The sequence below is a fragment of the Paracoccus mangrovi genome (genome assembly GCF_042648425.1).
GTDB classification, from domain to species: Bacteria; Pseudomonadota; Alphaproteobacteria; order Rhodobacterales; family Rhodobacteraceae; genus Paracoccus; species Paracoccus mangrovi.
The window spans coordinates 144,110-160,799 of sequence record NZ_JBHRXJ010000010.1; the positions used below are offsets into that span (position 1 = coordinate 144,110).

At 65.6% G+C, this 16,690-nt stretch carries 13 protein-coding genes, 1 tRNA gene and 1 riboswitch; of the genes, 7 read left to right on the plus strand and 7 right to left on the minus strand.

Annotated elements, in window-relative coordinates:
- Nucleotides 1-39 precede the first annotated feature (39 nt).
- Together argS and ACFOMH_RS14150 are read right to left on the minus strand one after the other, a co-directional pair.
- Nucleotides 40-1,785, minus strand: coding sequence for an arginine--tRNA ligase (gene argS, locus ACFOMH_RS14145; RefSeq protein WP_377745273.1), 1,746 nt, complete (start codon nucleotides 1,783-1,785; stop codon nucleotides 40-42).
- A gap of 106 nt (nucleotides 1,786-1,891) precedes the next feature.
- Nucleotides 1,892-3,808 carry a cation:proton antiporter gene (locus ACFOMH_RS14150; protein ID WP_377745223.1) on the minus strand — a complete coding sequence of 639 codons (1,917 nt, stop codon included), beginning with the start codon at nucleotides 3,806-3,808 and terminating at the stop codon, nucleotides 1,892-1,894.
- A 276-nt stretch (nucleotides 3,809-4,084) separates the two neighbouring features.
- Between ACFOMH_RS14150 and ACFOMH_RS14155 the strand changes: the two genes are divergently transcribed.
- The 3 genes from ACFOMH_RS14155 to metK all read left to right on the plus strand — a co-directional run bounded on the left by ACFOMH_RS14155 (nucleotide 4,085) and on the right by metK (nucleotide 8,965).
- Nucleotides 4,085-6,178: a DEAD/DEAH box helicase gene (locus tag ACFOMH_RS14155; protein WP_377745225.1), complete on the plus strand. Its 2,094-nt coding sequence runs from the start codon at nucleotides 4,085-4,087 to the stop codon at nucleotides 6,176-6,178.
- Nucleotides 6,179-6,188: 10 nt separating this feature from the next.
- A complete protein-coding gene (gene lnt / locus ACFOMH_RS14160; RefSeq protein WP_377745227.1) occupies nucleotides 6,189-7,715 on the plus strand; it encodes an apolipoprotein N-acyltransferase in 1,527 nt (508 codons plus the stop codon).
- A 29-nt stretch (nucleotides 7,716-7,744) separates the two neighbouring features.
- A riboswitch (SAM-SAH riboswitch) is annotated at nucleotides 7,745-7,793 on the plus strand.
- 5 nt (nucleotides 7,794-7,798) lie between these two features.
- Complete coding sequence (metK, locus tag ACFOMH_RS14165) at nucleotides 7,799-8,965, plus strand: methionine adenosyltransferase (RefSeq protein WP_374421783.1); 1,167 nt, start codon at nucleotides 7,799-7,801, stop codon at nucleotides 8,963-8,965.
- A gap of 211 nt (nucleotides 8,966-9,176) precedes the next feature.
- Here metK and ACFOMH_RS14170 read toward each other — a convergent pair whose 3' ends face one another.
- Entirely contained in the window at nucleotides 9,177-9,803 is a 627-nt protein-coding gene (locus ACFOMH_RS14170; protein WP_374421781.1) for a DnaJ domain-containing protein, read from the minus strand.
- Between the two features lie 70 nt (nucleotides 9,804-9,873).
- Between ACFOMH_RS14170 and ACFOMH_RS14175 the strand changes: the two genes are divergently transcribed.
- From ACFOMH_RS14175 to ACFOMH_RS14190, 4 genes are all read left to right on the plus strand, one after another.
- The gene (locus ACFOMH_RS14175) at nucleotides 9,874-10,128 is read left to right on the plus strand and encodes a BolA family protein (protein WP_374421779.1); all 255 of its coding nucleotides are present in this window, start codon (nucleotides 9,874-9,876) and stop codon (nucleotides 10,126-10,128) included.
- Between the two features lie 73 nt (nucleotides 10,129-10,201).
- Nucleotides 10,202-11,167, plus strand: a complete 966-nt coding sequence (glpX, locus tag ACFOMH_RS14180; RefSeq protein ID WP_377745231.1) for a class II fructose-bisphosphatase — start codon at nucleotides 10,202-10,204, stop codon at nucleotides 11,165-11,167.
- Nucleotides 11,168-11,223: 56 nt separating this feature from the next.
- The gene (gene recJ / locus ACFOMH_RS14185) at nucleotides 11,224-12,966 is read left to right on the plus strand and encodes a single-stranded-DNA-specific exonuclease RecJ (protein WP_377745233.1); all 1,743 of its coding nucleotides are present in this window, start codon (nucleotides 11,224-11,226) and stop codon (nucleotides 12,964-12,966) included.
- A gap of 121 nt (nucleotides 12,967-13,087) precedes the next feature.
- Nucleotides 13,088-13,162 (plus strand) — tRNA-Glu (locus tag ACFOMH_RS14190).
- A gap of 484 nt (nucleotides 13,163-13,646) precedes the next feature.
- Here ACFOMH_RS14190 and ACFOMH_RS14195 read toward each other — a convergent pair.
- The 4 genes from ACFOMH_RS14195 to ACFOMH_RS14210 are packed head-to-tail and all read right to left on the minus strand — an operon-like array spanning nucleotide 13,647 to nucleotide 16,681.
- Nucleotides 13,647-14,045, minus strand: a complete 399-nt coding sequence (locus ACFOMH_RS14195; RefSeq protein WP_377745235.1) for a hypothetical protein — start codon at nucleotides 14,043-14,045, stop codon at nucleotides 13,647-13,649.
- Nucleotides 14,035-15,300 carry a glycoside hydrolase family 108 protein gene (locus tag ACFOMH_RS14200; RefSeq protein ID WP_377745237.1) on the minus strand — a complete coding sequence of 422 codons (1,266 nt, stop codon included), beginning with the start codon at nucleotides 15,298-15,300 and terminating at the stop codon, nucleotides 14,035-14,037. Before ACFOMH_RS14200 ends, ACFOMH_RS14195 begins: the two co-directional genes overlap by 11 nt.
- Nucleotides 15,297-16,046, minus strand: a complete 750-nt coding sequence (locus tag ACFOMH_RS14205) for a hypothetical protein (RefSeq protein WP_377745239.1) — start codon at nucleotides 16,044-16,046, stop codon at nucleotides 15,297-15,299. The genes ACFOMH_RS14200 and ACFOMH_RS14205 overlap by 4 nt, the downstream gene beginning before the upstream one ends.
- Nucleotides 16,043-16,681, minus strand: coding sequence for a DUF4123 domain-containing protein (locus tag ACFOMH_RS14210; RefSeq protein ID WP_377745241.1), 639 nt, complete (start codon nucleotides 16,679-16,681; stop codon nucleotides 16,043-16,045). The genes ACFOMH_RS14205 and ACFOMH_RS14210 overlap by 4 nt, the downstream gene beginning before the upstream one ends.
- Nucleotides 16,682-16,690: the final 9 nt, after the last annotated feature.

A 16,690-nucleotide genomic window follows, 5' to 3' on the forward strand; every position in this document is an offset into this window, starting at 1 on the left:
TGCTCGTTTACTTGCTCGAACCCCGGCAGCTACGCCTTGTCAGCGCATTTCTTTGGCCGGAGTCACCCCCAAGATACCAAGACCGGCTGAAATGACAACGCCGACGGCCCGCACAAGCGCGATTTTCGCGGCGGTGGTGTCAGCATCGCCATCCTGAACGAAGCGCAGCGACAGCTCGTCATTGCCGCGGTTCCACAGGGAATGCAGGTCCGATGCGATGTCATAAAGGAAAAACGCGATCCGGTGCGGTTCATTCGCACGCGCCGCGATTTCGACGATGCGTGGCCATTCTGCAACTTTCCGGGCCAGTTCCAGCTCGGCGGAATGGTTCAGACGGACCAGATCCGCCTCGGCCAGCGCCGCGTCCGAGGTGTCGACACCCATTTCGGCGGCCTTTTTCACGACCGAGTTCACCCGCGCGCTGGCATATTGTACATACCAGACGGGGTTGTCCTTGGACTGTTCCAGCACACGCGCGAAATCGAAATCCAGCGCCGCGTCATTCTTGCGCGTCAGCATGTGAAAGCGGGTCACATCCGCGCCCGCCTGTTCGACCACATCGCGCAGGGTGACGAATGTGCCGGCGCGCTTTGACATCTTGAAGGGCTCGCCGTTCTTGAACAGCTTCACCAGCTGGATCAGCTTGATATCCAGAGACACCCGGCCATTGGACAGCGCGGCCACGGCGGCGTTCATGCGTTTGACATAGCCCCCGTGATCGGCGCCGAAAACATCGATCAGCGCATCAAAGCCACGGTCGATCTTGTCCCAGTGATAGGCGATATCGGGCGCGAAATAGGTCCAGCTGCCATCTGATTTCTGGATCGGCCGGTCCACATCGTCGCCAAAGGCGGTCGACCGAAAGAGCGTCTGCTCGCGCGCTTCCCAATCCTCGGGCAGCTTGCCTTTCGGCGGCTCAAGCGTGCCGCGATAGATCAGGCCCGCGCTTTTCAGCCGCTCGATGGCGGCCTCGATCCGGCCGGTGCCGTAAAGCGCCTTTTCGCTGGAATAGACGTTCATCTCGACGCCCAGCAGCGCCAGATCGTCGCGGATCATCGCCATCATCGCCTCGGTGGCGAATTCGCGGATCTCGACCAGCCATTCGGATTCGGGCCGGTCCAGCAGGCTGGCGCCGTATTTCGCCTTGAGCGCCTCGCCCACCGGGATCAGATAGTCGCCGGGATAAAGCCCCTCGGCGATCTCGGGCTCAAGCCCGTTCGCCTCGCGATAGCGTTCATAGGCGGAACGCGCCAGCACATCGACCTGGGCGCCGCCGTCGTTGATGTAATATTCGCGCGTCACGTCATGGCCGGCAAAGGCCAGCAGGCTGGCCAGCGCGTCGCCAAAGATCGCGCCCCGGGTATGGCCGACATGCATCGGCCCGGTCGGGTTGGCGCTGACGAATTCGACATTGACCTTGTGCCCCTGTCCCAGGGTCGAGCGGCCGTAATCCGCGCCCTCGCGCAGCGCGGCGCGGATCACGCCCTGCCATTCGCCCGGCGCAAGGCGCAGGTTCAGAAAGCCCGGCCCCGCCACCTCGGCCGAGGTGATGCGCGGATCGGCGGCAAGGCGGGCGGCCAGCGCATCGGCGATGTCGCGGGGCTTCTTGCCGGCGGGTTTGGCCAGCACCATCGCGGCGTTGGTGGCCATGTCGCCATGGGCGGCATCGCGCGGCGGCTCGACCGTCACGGCGGCGGTATCAAGGCCCACGGGCAGTTCGCCCGCCTGTTCCATCTGCGCCAGCGCATCCGTCACCAGCGCGCGGATATCCGAAAAGAGGTTCATCGCATCCATCCTGAAGATCCTTCGCGGGATAGCCCCAGCCATGCACAAAGGTCAACCGCCCGCGCCAGAGCACGGATCGCGGCGCCCGGCGCGCGGGGGCGGGTTTTCAGCCCGCCGCACCGGCCGGGGCCGGCGGATCCCCGATCCCCGCCCCCTCGCCCCGCCGGGTGGCGCGGGCTTCGGCGCGGGCAAGATGCGCGGCCTCGTTTTCCAGACGGATCTTTTCGAGCGTTTCGGGCGGGATCAGGCTGATGATACGGGTATCGGGGCGGCCTTCGATGCGGGCGGGATCGCCGACGAATTGCAGCCGGCCCCGGTCGATGGTCGCCATCGGGATCACCTCGGGGCGGGCGGCGCGCCATTTTTCCAGCGTATATTCCTCGGTCAGGCGGGTGGTGCGAAAGACCCAGCCCCGTTCCATCAGGTCGAGATACTGATCCAGCGTGCGGTTGCCGTTCACGGTGCGCCCGCCCAGCTGGCTGGGCAGCGCGTGGCGGGGCAGATCCTCCTTGTGCCGCGCCAGCTGCCAGATCGAATCGCGGCCGAGTTCCGGCGCAAGGTCGGTCGCGACCAGGGTGTTATAGGCGTCATTGTCCGACGCCACGAGAATGGCGTTATAGGCGATGAACTCGACGCTGTTCTCGGCCGCCTCGGACAGGATGTCGCCATAGAAATACGGCAGGCCGGCGCGGCGCGCGGATAACAGATGCCCGCGATTGGGATCGGTGATCAGCACATTCACATCGGCCTTTTCCAGCGCCTGCGCCAGCTCGGTCGTGAAGACCGAGCCGCCGACGATGATCAGCCCCGGCTTGTCGCCCGAGGTCAGCCCCAGCGCCCGCGCCAGAGGCGCCAGCGTGAACCCGTGCAGAACCACCGTCGCCACCACCAGCACGAATGCCAGCGGCGTCAGCATCGCGCCATCGGGAATGCCCTCGGCCACCAGCCTTTCGCCAAAGATCCCCGACACCGCGACCAGCACCACCCCGCGCGGCCCGGTCAGCGCGATCAACAGCTTTTCGCGCCAGGGCAGATCGGTCCCGATCAGCGAAATCATCACCGTCAGCGGCCGCACCACCAGGATCACCGCCAGCACAAAGACCGCCGCCCGCCAGTCCAGCATGGCCAGCGCCTGAAACTTGATGCCCGCCGCCAAAAGGATGAACACGCCCGACACCAGCAGGATGGTGGCGCTTTCCTTGAAGCGGTAAATCTCGGCATAGCTGGGCAAATCGGCATTGGCGATCACCAGCCCCATCACCGTCACCGCCAAAAGACCGCTTTCATGCAGCACCAGATCGGCGCCGGCAAAGACCACGATCACGGTCACAAAGAGCACCGGCACCTTCATGTATTCGGGTACCAGATTGCGGCGGAACGCGCGCACGACGCCAAAGCCCATGCCCACCCCCAGAAGCATCGCGAAACCGATGCCGCGCAGCAATTGCCAAAGCGCCTGCGCCTCGCCCAGCTCCTGCTGGCGGGTCAGCACCACCAGCAGCGCGAAAACCGCCGCCAGCGCGCCGATGGCATCGTTGACGATTGCCTCCCATTGCAGGGCCTGGGCCGGGCGCGCGCGCAGCCGCGCCTGTCTGAGCAAGGGCGCGATCACCGTCGGCCCGGTGACGATCATGATGCCGCCAAAGACGATCGAGGCCTGCCAGCCCAGACCGGCGACCAGATTCAGCACCAGCGCCGACAAGAGCCAGCCCACCGGCGCGCCGACATAGACCAGCCGTCGGACCGCCAAGCGCGCATCGGCCAGCTGGCGCAGGTTCAGCGTCAGCCCGCCCTCGAACAGGATCACCGCCACAGCCAGCGAGATCATCGGCTGGACCAGCGCGCCGATATCGCGCTCGGGCAGGAATATCCCGGTGACCGGCCCCAGAATCAGCCCCACCGCCAGCATCAGCACGATCGCCGGCATGCGGAACCGCCAGGCCAGCCATTGCGCCCCGACCCCGGCAATCCCAACGATTGCAAAGGCCTCAATCGGGTTGAGCGCCGCCGTTTCGATTGCCATGAACACCCTCGCCTTCGACCTGTTGTCATTCTGCGATATAATGAGGTGAACGGAGCAGATGTTCCCTGACGGCGCCGCGCCATGGCGTTGCGCCCGCATCAGATTGACGCAGAGCGGCTTTTCGGCTAGGTGGCGGCTGTCTGCATCCGGCAGACAAGGCGAGGGGCGTGCGGAAATTGCGTCCCTAACCGCCGCGAGAAGCCGGTTTCCGGCAAAGCGGCGATGGACGCAAGAATGGCGCGGGCCTGTTCCGCGCCCAGAATACGAAAGCCCCGAATGACCAAATTTTCCGATCTGAAGCTTGATGCAAAGGTTCTCAAAGCCGTCACCGAGGCGGGCTATGAGACCCCGACCCCGATCCAGGCGGGTGCGATTCCCCCGGCGCTGGAAGGCCGCGACGTTCTGGGCATCGCCCAGACCGGCACCGGCAAGACTGCAAGCTTCACATTGCCGATGATCACGCTTCTGGGTCGTGGCCGGGCGCGGGCGCGCATGCCGCGTTCGCTGGTCCTGTGCCCGACGCGCGAACTGGCCGCCCAGGTGGCCGAGAATTTCGACATCTATGCCAAGCACACCCGCCTGACCAAGGCGCTGCTGATCGGCGGCGTCAGCTTTGGCGAACAGGACAAGCTGATCGACCGCGGCGTCGACGTGCTGATCGCCACGCCGGGCCGGCTGCTCGACCATTTCGAACGCGGCAAGCTTCTGCTGACCGGCGTCCAGATCATGGTCGTCGATGAGGCGGACCGCATGCTCGACATGGGGTTCATCCCCGATATCGAACGCATCTTCCAGCTGACGCCCTTTACTCGCCAGACGCTGTTCTTCAGCGCCACCATGGCCCCGGAAATCGAACGCATCACCGATACCTTCCTGCACAGCCCGGAACGCATCGAGGTCGCGCGCCAGGCCACCACCAGCGAGACCATCACCCAGAAGCTGGTCGAAATCACCCCCACCCGCCGCGACCAGTCCGCCAAGCAGAAACGCGAATTGCTGCGCGCCCTGATCCGCGCTGAGGGCGAGGGTCTGAAAAACGCCATCATCTTCTGCAACCGCAAGACCGATGTGGATATCGTCGCCAAGTCGCTGAAAGCGCATGGTTTTGACGCCGCCCCCATCCATGGCGATCTGGATCAGCGCCATCGCATGGCGACGCTGGACGGCTTCCGCGAAGGGACGCTGCGCCTTCTGGTTGCGTCCGATGTGGCGGCGCGCGGTCTGGACATTCCGGCCGTCAGCCATGTCTTCAACTTCGACCTGCCCTCTCACGCCGAAGATTACGTCCACCGCATCGGCCGCACCGGCCGCGCCGGGCGTCAGGGCACGGCGATCTCGATCGGGACGCCTGCGGACGAGAAATATCTGACCGCCATCGAAACGCTGGTGAAACAGACCCTGCCCCGCGCCGCCCTGCCCGAAGGCTTTGCGCTTTCGGCCGCGGCACAGGACGCGCCCCGTCAGCCCCGCGATGGCGGCCGGCGGGATCGCGGCCCGCGCGGTCGCCGCAACGAGGCCGAGACCCGGCCCCAGCCCGAGGCTCCGAAGCCCGATCCCCGTCCCGAACAGGCCGAGCGTCCCCGCGACCGCGAAGAGCGGCGCGACCGCCGCGACGACAGGCGTGAAGATCGCCGCGAGGAACGGCGTGAGGATCGGCGCGAACCCCGCCGGGACGACCGCCGCGAGGATCGGCGCGACGACCGCCGGGGCGACCGTCATTCGGTGATGGGCATGGGCGATCATCTGCCCGAATTCATGACCCGCAGCTTCCTTGCCGCGCTTGAAGAAACCAATGCGATCAAGCCCGAGGCCGCCCCGGCCGACGAGGCGCCCGAGATCGCGGTCACGGCGGACATCACCGATGCGCCCGCAGCCCGGACCGAGGCCGAAAAGCCCGCCCGTGAAAAGCCGGCGCGCGAAAAGCCGGCGCGCAGAAAGCGCACGCCAAAATCGGCCGCCCCGGCCGAGGCCCAGCCCGCCGCCGAGGCCCAACCCGAAGCCCAGTCCGTGACCGAGGCAACGGCAACGGAACCCGAGGCCACGCAACCGGCACCCTCCGCCCCGGCCGAGCCCGAAGCGACCATCGAACCCGTCGCGGAAAAACCGGCCCGCAAGCGCAAACCCCGCACCAGCAAGGCCAAGGCCGCCGAGGCCGCCCAGGCTGCGACCGAGGCAACGGCTGAGGCCGCGCCCGAGGCAGAGGCAGAGGCCCCGGCGGCACCGGCCGAAAAGCCCAAGCGCAAGGCGCCCGCCAAACCGCGCGCCCCGCGCAAGACCAAGGCTAAGACCGCCGAGGCCTCGGCCGATTCTGACCCGGCGACCACGCCGATCACCCCGACGCCGGCCGACAAGACGGCCGCCGAAGGCTGAGCTTTCGGGAATGGCCCCGATAACGGTCCCCGCACAGCCGGGCCGCCCGCCCTTGGGCGCGCTTGCGCTGTCGGCGGCCGCCGGGGCGGTCGCGGCGCTTGGACAGGCGCCTTGGGGGCTTTGGTGTCTGGCCATTCCGGCGCTTGCGGTGCTCTGCTGGCGGATTGGAACCGCCGGCCCGGCGCGGATGGCGGCATGGCATGGTTTCGCGGCAGGGCTGGGGCATTTCGCGCTGGCCATGTCCTGGATCGTCGAACCGTTTCTGGTCGAGCCTGAAACCTATGGCTGGATGGCGCCCTTTGCGCTGGTGCTGATGGCGGCGGGCGGGGCTCTGTTCTGGACCGTGCCCGCCTGGATCGCGGCGCGGTTGCTGCCCGGTTTCCCGCGTCAGGGGCTGGTCTTCGCGGCGCTGATGGTGATCTCGGACTGGCTGCGCGGCTGGATTTTCACCGGCTTGCCCTGGGCGCTGAGCGGACATATCTGGATCGATACGCCGGCCGCGCAATTGGCGGCGGTGCTGGGCGCGATCGGGCTTTCGGGCCTGACGATGCTGACCGCCGCGCTGCCGCTGGCTTTCTGGCGCGGCGGGCCACGACAGCTGCGCGGCGCCCTGCCCGGCGCGATCCTCGCCGCCCTTGTCATCGGCACCGCCTTCAGCGCCGGCCTGGCACGACTGGCGCGACCGCTTCCCGCCGATACGGCGCTGACGCTGCGGCTGGTACAACCCAATGCCACGCAGGCGCTGAAATGGGATCCCTATTGGTCCGAGGTCTTCTTTCGCCGGCTTCTGGATATCTCTGCCGCCCGCGACCCGGATCGCCCGGCACCGGATGCGATCATCTGGCCGGAAACGGCGGTGAATTTCCTGCTCGACCGTGCTGGATCGGCCCCCGAAGACATCGCCGACTATGCCGGCGCGCCCGTCATCCTTGGCATTCAGCGGTCGCAGGGCACACGCTATTTCAACAGCCTGACCGAATTTTCGGCGCAAGGCATCGGCCCGGTCTATGACAAGTTCCATCTGGTGCCCTTTGGCGAATATACGCCTTGGGGCGATCTGATGGCGCGTTTCGGCGTGCGCGCCTTTGCCGCGCAACAGGGCTTTGGCTATTCGCCCGGAACCGGCCCCGCCGCTATCCGCTTCGGCGCCCTGCCGCCGGTGCAGCCGCTGATCTGTTACGAGGCGATCTTTGCGCGCCACCTCTTGGGTTCCGGGGACCGCCCTAGCTGGCTGTTGCAGGTGACGAATGATGCGTGGTTCGGCAACCTCTCCGGTCCCTGGCAGCATCTGGCACAGGCAAGGTTGCGCGCGGTGGAAACCGGGCTTCCGCTGATGCGGGCGGCCAATACCGGCGTCTCGGCGGTGATCGATGCGCGCGGCCAGCTGCGCGCCACGCTGGGGCTGAATCTGGCGGGGCGGATCGACGCCCGCCTGCCGGGGGCATTGCCGCCGACACCATGGTCGCGCTGGGGCGACTGGCCGGCGCTGGCACTGGCCGCATTGGGGCTGATTCTTGCGGCGCGACGTCGCAGTTGACTGTCAGGCGATGGTCCTCTATCGCGGGTTGGTCGTCACAACGGCTTCCTGGCGTGACGGCTTGATCTCAACGGAGCACCCTCATGAGCAGACAAAACTACGTGTTCACCTCGGAATCCGTGTCCGAGGGACATCCAGACAAGTTGTGCGACCAGATTTCGGATGCCGTCCTCGACGCATTGCTGGCCGAAGATCCGGCCGCCCGCGTCGCCTGCGAGGCATTCGCCACAACCGGCACGGTCGTCATCGGGGGCGAGATCGGGTTGACCAGCCAGGCCAAGCTTGGCGAATATATGGGCCGCATCAGCCAGATCGCACGCGATACGATCCGCGACATCGGCTATGAACAGGAAAAGTTCCATTGGAACACCTGCCATGTCCACAATTACCTGCACGAACAATCCGCCCATATCAGCCAGGGCGTCGATCGCGACGGTGCCGGCGATCAGGGGATCATGTTCGGCTATGCGGTGGACGAGACCCCCGAACTGATGCCTGCCCCGATCCAGTATTCGCACGCCATCCTGCGCCGCCTGGCCGAGGCGCGCAAATCCGGCGCCGAGCCGACGCTGGGCCCGGATGCGAAATCGCAGCTGAGCCTGCGCTATGAGGACGGCCGCCCGGTCGAGGTGACGAGCCTCGTCATCTCGCATCAGCATCATGACGAAAGCCAGACCTCGGACGATATCCGCGCCATTGTCGAGCCCTATATCCGCGAAGTCCTGCCCCAGGGATGGCTGACCGAAAACACCGAATGGTGGGTGAACCCGACCGGAACCTTCGTCATCGGCGGTCCCGATGGCGATGCCGGCCTTACCGGACGCAAGATCATCGTCGATACCTATGGCGGTGCGGCAGCCCATGGCGGCGGCGCTTTCTCGGGCAAGGATCCGACCAAGGTCGACCGCTCGGCCGCCTATGCGGCGCGCTATCTGGCCAAGAACGTGGTCGCCGCAGGCTTGGCGCGGCGCTGCGTGATCCAGCTGAGCTATGCGATCGGCGTGGCTAAACCGCTGTCGATCTATGCCGACACGTTCGGCACCGGAACCGTCTCAGAGGCCGAAATCGAAAAAGCCGTATCGAGGGCGATGGACCTGACCCCCCGCGGCATTCGCGAGCATCTCGACCTCTGCCGGCCGATCTATCGCAGGACCGCCGCCTATGGCCATTTCGGCCGCGCGCCCGAAGCCGATGGCGGCTTCTCCTGGGAACGCACCGATCTGGCCGAAGCCCTGAAACGCGAAATCTGATACCTGAAACCGGATGACAGCATGGGGGCTTTGCCCCCGCGCGTTCCGCGCTCCCCCAGGATATTTTGACATGAAAGAGGGCCGCAACCAGATCAGCTGCGGCCCTCTTTCATGCGTAAATATCCTGCGGGAGGAGCCCGGCGGCCGACAGGCCGATGGGCGGCGGGGGCGCAAAGCCCCCGGACCCTGGGCGCTGCATCCGGCCCGGCCGTCATTCCTTGAAGCTGCGGCTGTCCTTGATCTGATCCCAGGCCCAGACCACCTCCTGCAGGCGGTCCTCGTCCGAGCGGTCGCCGCCATTCATATCGGGATGAAGATCTTTGACCAGGGACTTGTATTGCTTGCGGATTTCCGCCTTGGTCCAATGATCCCGGGCCTCGAGTATCTCAAGCGCCTTGCGCTCTGTCGGGGGTAGCTTGCGCGCGGTCTGGGTGCGCAATTCGGGATTGGTGCCGTTCGCACCGAGGATTTCCAGCGGATCGTCGATGCCGTGCCGCGCCCATTTCTGTTCCTTGGCGCTGCGGCCAAAGGGTTTGGTCGGGCGTTCCCAGACCGTCGCATTGTCGAGGAATTCCTGAAACTCGGCCTCGGACTGGCCCTGAAAATAGTTCCAGTTGGCGTTATATTCGCGCACATGGTCCTTGCAGAACCAGAAATAGTCGTCGAGGTTGCGCGGATTCTTTGGCGCACGGTATTGGCCGGGCTGGTTGCAGCCCTCTTTGTCGCAGCGCCGCGTCGAGGTCTCGAACGCGCCGGACATACCGCGTCTGCCCTTGGCCCGGCGTTTTTTATCCGAGGCCGCGGAGATGTCGAATCCGAACGGGTCGCTGTTGCTCATTTGCCTGCCTTGTCCTGATCGGGACAGGCAGTTTAGGCTATTTCACAGGACATGAAAGGGGGGCACGCGAATGATTGCCGACGAAATGCGCGAGAAACTGGCCGCACTGATACCGAGCCAGCTGGAGGTCATCGACGAAAGCGAAAGCCATCGCGGCCATGGCGGTTGGCGCGAAGGCGGCGAGACGCATTTCCGCATCCGCATGAACAGCCCGCGCTTCACAGGAATGAACCGGGTCGCCCGCCACCGCCTGGTGCATCAGACGCTGGGCGATATCGTGCCCCGCATCCATGCGCTTGCGCTGGAACTCGGCGAAAGCCGTTAGCGCCGTCAGTCTTGCCGCTGTCCCGGCCCGCGCGTAGAAGCCGGGCGAACCCGAATGAACAAGGATCTCGATCATGAGCACGCCCAAGGATTTCAACGACCGGATGCTGTCTCTGGGCCTCGCGCGTGTCAGCGAGGCCGCCGCCCACGCCTCGGCCCGGCTGATCGGGCGCGGCGATGAAAAGGCCGCCGATCAGGCCGCGGTCAACGCCATGCGCGAACAGCTGAACCTTCTGGACATCAAGGGCGTCGTCGTCATCGGCGAGGGCGAGCGCGACGAGGCGCCGATGCTCTATATCGGCGAAGAGGTCGGATCCGGCGACGGGCCCGAGGTGGATATCGCGCTTGATCCGCTCGAGGGCACCACGCTGACCGCCAAGGACATGCCCAATGCCCTGACCGTCATCGCCATGGCGCCACGCGGTACGCTTTTGCATGCGCCCGACGTCTATATGGACAAGCTGGCCATCGGACCGGGCTATCCCAAAGATGTCGTCAGCCTGGAAATGAGCCCGTCCGAGCGTGTGCGTGCGCTGGCCGTGGCGCGGGGCTGTACGGAAGGCGATATCACCGTCTGTGTGCTGGAACGCCCTCGGCATGAGGACCTGGTGGCCGAAATCCGTGCGACCGGGGCCGCCATCCGTCTGATCACCGATGGCGACGTCGCCGGCGTCATCCATTGCGCCGAGGCCGAGATGACCGGCATCGACATGTATATGGGTTCGGGCGGTGCGCCAGAGGGGGTGCTGGCGGCCAGCGCGCTCAAATGCATGGGCGGGCAGATGTGGGGCAGGCTTCTGTTTCGCAACGACGACGAAAAGGCCCGCGCCAAAAAGGCCGGCATCACCGATCTGGACCGCATCTATTCGCGCGACGAGCTGGTGACCGCCGATGTGATCTTTGCCGCGACCGGCGTCACCAACGGCTCGATCGTGGCCGGCGTCAAGCGTGAGCCGCATTACCTTCAGACCGAAACCATCCTCATGCGGTCCAAGACCGGATCGGTGCGGCGGATGATCTATCGCAACCCGATCAAGTAAGCATCAGGCCGGCCGGACAGGCTTGCGCTAAGGGCGGTCATGCGGGATGAAACCGCATGACCGCTTTTCTTTCCGTCGAATCCTCGCTGACCGGCCGGTTGTGGCGCGGCCCCGATGCCACGCTCGAACGCACGGCCGAGGCGCTCGCGCAGGACAGCCGCCTGCCCCTGCCCGTGGCCCGCGTGCTGGCCGCGCGCGGCGTTTCCGCCCAGGAGGCTCCGGGCTATCTGGATCCCAAGCTGCGCGATCTCTTGCCCGATCCGCTGAGCCTGCGCGACATGGCCAAAGCCGCCGCGCGCATCGCCAAGGCCGCCCTTGGCCGCCAGCGCATCGCCATTTTCGCCGATTACGATGTGGATGGCGGCGCCTCGGCCGCGCTGTTGATCGACTGGCTGCGCCAACAGGGGCATGAGGCGACGCTATATATCCCCGACCGCATCGACGAAGGGTACGGCCCCAACGCCCCGGCCATGGCCGCGCTGGCCGAAGGGCACGATCTGATCATCTGTGTCGATTGCGGCACGCTCAGCCATGAAGCGCTGGCTGCGGCCGCGCCGCGCGATGTCATCGTGCTCGACCACCATCAGGGGGGCGAAACCCTGCCCCCGGCGCTGGCCGTCGTGAACCCGAACCGCGCCGACGAGGATGGCAGCCTTGGCCATCTCTGCGCGGCGGGGGTGGTGTTTCTGACGCTGGTTCAGGCCAATCGCACCCTGCGCGAAGGGGGGCACAGCCAGCCCGACCTGATCGGGCTGCTGGATCTGGTGGCGCTGGCCACCGTCGCCGATGTGGCGCCCCTGATCGGCGTCAACCGCGCCTTTGTCCGGCAGGGGCTGACCATCATGGCCCGCCGCGAACGGCCCGGTCTGGTCGCGCTTTCGGATGTGGCGCGGCTCGATTCGGCGCCCAACGCCTTTCATCTGGGCTTTCTGCTGGGGCCGCGCATCAATGCCGGCGGCCGCGTCGGCCGCGCCGATCTTGGTGCGCAATGCCTGTCCTGCACCGATGCCGCGCGGGCCGCGAAATACGCCGCCGAACTGGACGAGCTGAACCGCGATCGCCGCGCCATCGAGGCCGCCGTCCGCGAGGAAGCCCTGGCCCAGGTCGAGGCGCGCGGCGCGCCCCTTTTGGCCTGGGCCGCGGGCGACGGCTGGCATCCCGGCGTCGTCGGCATCGTCGCCGCCCGCGTCAAAGAGGCCACCGGCCTGCCCGCCGTGGTGATCGGGATCGAGGGGGGTATCGGCAAGGGCTCGGCCCGCTCGGTCCCCGGGGTCGATCTGGGCCGCGCCGTTCAGCGCCTTGCCGCCGAAGGCTTGCTGCTCAAGGGCGGCGGGCATGCCATGGCCGCCGGCCTGACCGTCGAGGCGGCCAAGATCCCAGCCGCGATGGCGCGCCTGGCCGAGCTGTTGGCGCGCGAAATGGCCGCACGCAGCGGCGCGGGCGAGTTGCGCATCTCGGGCCTGCTGGATCCGGCCGGCGCGACCATCGAGCTGATGCAGATGCTCGAACGCGCCGGCCCCTTTGGCCAGGCGGCCCCTGCCCCGCGATTCGCCTTTGCCGGACAGCTGATCGACAGCGCCGGGGCCATGGGCGACAGCCATCTGCGCCTGCGATTCCGCAGCCCCGGCAGCCCCGTGCTCGAGGCCGTGGCCTGGGGCGCAATGTCGGGTCCGCTTGGCCCCGCGCTTCTGGGTGCCAAGGGCCGCAGGTTCCATCTGGCGGGCAAGCTCGAGCTGTCGCAATGGGGCGGTCGTGAGCGTGTGCGACTGCGTCTGGACGATGCCGCACCGGCCGAATAACCCGCCCCGGACACCGCACAAAAAACTTTTTCGAAAGGTGTTTTTTGTGCTTGCAGCGATCCGGCAGCTGGCCTAAACACCGCTCCACGCCGCAGGGCACAGCGCTGCGGACGGAAATAGTGGCCCGTTCGTCTATCGGTTAGGACGTCAGGTTTTCAACCTGAAAAGAGGGGTTCGACTCCCCTACGGGCTGCCACTTTATCTATAAATCAGTGCATTACTTAGAAAATTCCTGACGGATGTTCCGTGCCTTCTGGGCCATCGAGCGGTGTATTTTTTGCGTGCTGTCCCAGCCCCCGAAAAACCTGCTCTGCAGATCGCACCTATTCGTCCCTTGACATATAAAACACTAAGGTTTCGGATCGCTCTGTGACAGATAGGCCCTGACCTTGCACAAAGACGCCCGTTGGCATTCGTGATTTCCGGGGCAGGACGATTCCGGGAGGTCCTATTGCGAACGATTCGCTTTGCGATCCGCGCCGACAAGGCCAGCATCGCCGATCCATTTTCGAACGCGATCATCGGGTGAGCCTGTTGAAATGTGGGGTATTCTTCGGCAGGTGATCTGCGAAAAATCGATAGGGAACGACGCCCTCAATCCGGGGCAGCGCCTTGTCCGTCTTGCCTTGCGGACCGAAGCCTAAAGAACGCAACGTCAAACCACACTCTCCCCTCGCGCTCTACGGGCGTGCGAAGGACACCCATGCCGGCAGCCGCGCCGCGCCGCCGCGTGTGTCCAGCAGCGACCAGTAAGCCCGATCCCCGCGCTGGCAGAACACCACCTCCATCGTCTTGGCGATATCCGCCATGAATTCGCCCTTTACATCGGCGCGCCAGCAGTCATTTCCCAGCGGCTTCATCACGGCGGCCGGCTCGTTCATGCTGATGATCTGGGCGTCATAGACGAAGGAATAGCCCAGCGTCATCTCCTCGCCCGCCCCGGTGATCGTCACGGTGCCGGAAAAGCGTCCGGGGTCGGTGGTGTCGGCCTGCCAGCGGGTGACCTCGGTGCCATCGGCGCTTGCGGCCAAAGCGCAAAGCGCGATCAGACAGCTTGCAGCAGCAATTCTAAAACTCATTGAATTCATTCGCACGGTTCAGCCATCCTCTCAGAAAGCGGCTCTGACTTGGGTCATTCGCAACGATCGCACGATAGCGCGCGATCCTGCGTTCGCGATAGGCGATATACAGCGCCGCGCCATGGCCGCATTCGATGATCCTGTTGGCCGCAAGCAGCGTCCCCTGCCCGATATCGCCATCTTCGCCGGTTCGCCAATGCGGCTTGCCTTGTGCATTCGCCACGACATTGATCGCGCGCTGAAGAACGATCACGCCACCGCCATTGAAACAGGTATCCAGATATTGAATCGCCAAGGGACAGTGATTGATCCGGTCGCACCAGAACCGCCGCCAGTAACCCGCCAGCGTGATCTCATAGACCTGTTCCTCGGTGATGTTGCGCAATGTGGCCACCGTGCCCGGTATGCCGAACAGCTCTTGCGAATAGAGCCGCCAGGTCGCGATGGTGATGCCCATATTGGTGGCGCCGCCACGGTCGACCGGATCGTCGACAAAGCCGCCCTCGAGGTTCAGCAGATGCCCATAGATGAATTCGCGCGGGTTGCAGTAATGGATCCAGCGCATTTCGACCTTATGGGGCTGGGTCGCATCGGCGCAGGGCATGGGAAAGGCCCGGCTTGCCCATTGCGCGGCACCGGTCGTGCGGTCCTGGTGAAGGCGCAGATACTGGTCGACCGTATCGGTCAGCGGCAGGGGGGATGCGGTCGGCCGCTCTCCGGTGTTGGGGTCGGGGATGACGCGCCGCCCCACCTGGGCACCGGTCAGCGCCGCATCATTGCCGGCATCCCCCGCCGTGATCGCCACCGGCAGGATGACGAATTTCTTTGCGTTATCGGGGTTGTCGCGCGGCGTCAGTTTCAGCCGATAGGAATGGCCCGATTCATAACCTGCCTCGCCGCCCAGAAGGATACGGCAGTTTCCATCGGTCAGCGCGGCCGCCGGCGCCGAAGGCGGATCAATGCGAAACCCGGCCTCTTGCGCATAATGCAGCACATGTGTGTCCACCAGTTCGGTCTGCTCGTCCGCCTGTCCGGGGGTGCCGGCGGTGATGCGATGAACCTCGATGGTCACGCTGACGCCTAGGTCGTTGACATGCCAGTACCGGCTGTCCAGTTCGATCCATCCGCGACAGCCCTGTTCCGTGGCCTCGACCGGACTGGCGGAACCTTGTGCATCGGCCGCCCGTTCGGCCGCGCGGGTCACGCCTTGCGGCGGCGTCTCGTCGTCATCGGAATCGTTGGGATCTTGTGTCATGTCATGTCCTGCAACAGGGGTGGCATGGCCAGCGCCGCCCGCAAAAACCCGTCGAACCTTTGCGCCTTTGTTCCATCGGCCTGCCAGACCGCCGCGAAACCGGACAGCGTCGGTTCAAGCAGGTATCGATATCCCAGCCGCAGCCCCAGCAGCGCATGCAGGACGAACTCGCCGCCATCCAGCGCCCATCGCTGTCGGTCGGCATCCAGCGCCGCGCCATACGCCCCCCAGGCCTGTGCCGGCATCTGCCGGACGCCTGCGGGCCAGATCTCATCAGCCATATAGAGCACCTCGGCCCCGCTCAGGCCAGAGGCCCCGATCCGGGCGGTTTGCGCGGCCGCATCGGCCCAGGCACGGCCCTCGGGGCGGATCTCGGCATGCCAGTCATCGACCGCGCGCAACAGCTGCGAGGGTTTGACATGCTGGCGCGCCGACAGATCGGGTCCCAGCCAGCCCGCCTGAACCAAACGCTGGGCAAGGCGTGGATCCGTCGCAAGGCCAAGCCCCCAATGGACGGTCGCGATCAACAGTTTCAGATGATCGCGTTCGCTGCGCAGGCCAAAGGATTTCCCGATTCCATAGGCCGCCCGAACATGCGCCAAGGCATCGGCATCGCTTGCCGCCGCGAACCGGCCGGGAAACTGTTCGCGGCAGAAATCGACCGCCTTGTCGAAATAACGCCGCCGCCGTTCCTCAAGGAATATCGGCAGGCCGCTGCTGTTCAGGACGTCTTCATATGAAATCATCGGCCCGAGACACCATCTAAGCGGATGTCAAACAGGTGCAGAACATCGGACCGATCCGGCACGATCACCCGCTGGAACGGCGCCAGAAAGCTGCGCCGGGCGTGATCGGGCAAGCCCATGACGATGGTGCGCATGACCAAGGGCTCCTGAAAGCGAAAAAAATGCCACTGACCCTTGCTGTCGCGGAGCTTGGTAAAATGACGCAGGTGATCGACCAGCCCGGCCAGTTCGTGATGCGAGCGCATCAGGACATAGGCTTCCCGGCCCCAGAGTTCCCACCGGGCATCCCCCGCGGTGAACAGATCGCGGCACAGCCGGCTATCCGCGCGCAACTCTACCAGCCAGGGCGACACCGCGCCAAACTCGTCGCGCGAAGGACCACGCACCAGACAGTCATGGGGGATCGCGGCTGCGACCAGCCGTTCGGCCAGGCCCTCGACCCGCGCCGCATCAAAAAGCGCATAGGTCAGGGGCGCGGGGTCGGAACCGTTCACCCGTCCGAAAACGATCTCGGACATACCCGGCGGGATCGAAAGGGCCGGATGCGCCCCGAACTGACGATCCAGGGGCCGCACCTCTATCCGGTCGTATCGAACGTCATCAGCTGGGTCCATCACGGCGGCCTGTGCGTCCATCCCAAGGTC